A 1,198-nucleotide genomic window follows, 5' to 3' on the forward strand; every position below is an offset into this window, starting at 1 on the left:
AACCTCGCGGTCGGCGGCGACTGGCCCGGCGACCCGGACGCCGCGACCGAGTTCCCCGCCGAACTCGTCGTGGACTACGTCCGCGTCACCACCGGTAACGGCGGTGGCGGCGGGAGTACCGGTCAGATCGACGGGCTCGCGGGCAAGTGCATGGACGTGGCCGCGGCGAGCAACGCCAACGGCACCCCCGTACAGCTCTACGACTGCAACGGCACCAACGCCCAGCAGTGGACCCGTCCCGGGGACGGCACCCTGCGCGCACTCGGCAAGTGCCTGGACGCCACCGGCAGCGGCACCACGGACGGCACGCTGCTCCAACTGTGGGACTGCAACGGCAGCGGCGCCCAGCAGTGGGCGGTGAGCGGGGCACGCGACATCGTCAACCCGCAGGCCGACAAGTGCGTGGACGTCCAGGGCAACGACTCCGCCAACGGCTCCCGGCTGCAGCTCTGGACCTGCACCGGTGCCGCCAACCAGAAGTGGAACACCCCCGCCTGATCCGGGAGTGACGCACGACCGGGCCGCCCGGCCGTCCCCCGCCACGGGACGGCCGGGCGGTTCCGCGTCCCGGTGCCGCGCACGGCCGTGCGGCCCGGTGGGACGCGCCCTCAGCGCTCTCACCAGCAGTGCCTTGTGAAGGGCTGCCGGGAAGAAGGTCTCACCAGGAAGCCGTTTCCCCCCGCCCACGAGGTGGTGGTGGCCCCCGGGCGGACACGGCGTGCTCCCTCTGCGGGCCGGACCGGGAGGGTAGGAGAGGGCGCTCAGCCTTCGGAACGTGAAGGGAAAGGGCACCCGGTGCGACGTGTTGACGCTGCTTGTCTGCGGAAGGTTCACTCACCCGGCGGAGCGCGCCCTCCCCACAGGGCCCGCCCGACACGCCCGTTGGCGTCCCCCACCGCACCCGAGGTGAGCAGCACATGACCCTGCACTCCGCCCTGCGCCGGACCCCCGGCGAGAGCAGCCGGACCGCGCGCGTACGCAGGAGCCGGAACGGCGTCCTGGCCTTCGCCCTGGCCGGCGCGCTCGGCTGGGCCGCGATCGGCCCGGCCGGCGCGAGCCCCGACCGGGCGACCGGCCCGTCCGAGGAGGCGGCCCCGAGCGCGGTCGTCTTCGAGGACGACTTCGACGGTCCCGCCGGCGCCGCCGTGGACGGCGGCAAGTGGAACCTGGAGACCGGCGACAACGTCCACAACCACGA

At 73.8% G+C, this 1,198-nt stretch carries 1 protein-coding gene and 1 pseudogene; both read left to right on the plus strand.

What is annotated here, in order from left to right; translation table 11 throughout:
* Positions 1–498 (plus strand): ricin-type beta-trefoil lectin domain protein (locus tag H300_RS0121710; RefSeq protein WP_028429054.1); only part of this gene is annotated, 498 nt, incomplete at its 5' end.
* Between the two features lie 419 nt (positions 499–917).
* Positions 918–1,198, plus strand: a pseudogene (locus H300_RS0121715) (glycoside hydrolase family 16 protein); the annotation flags it as partial.

The organism is Streptomyces sp. TAA040, assembly GCF_000424845.1.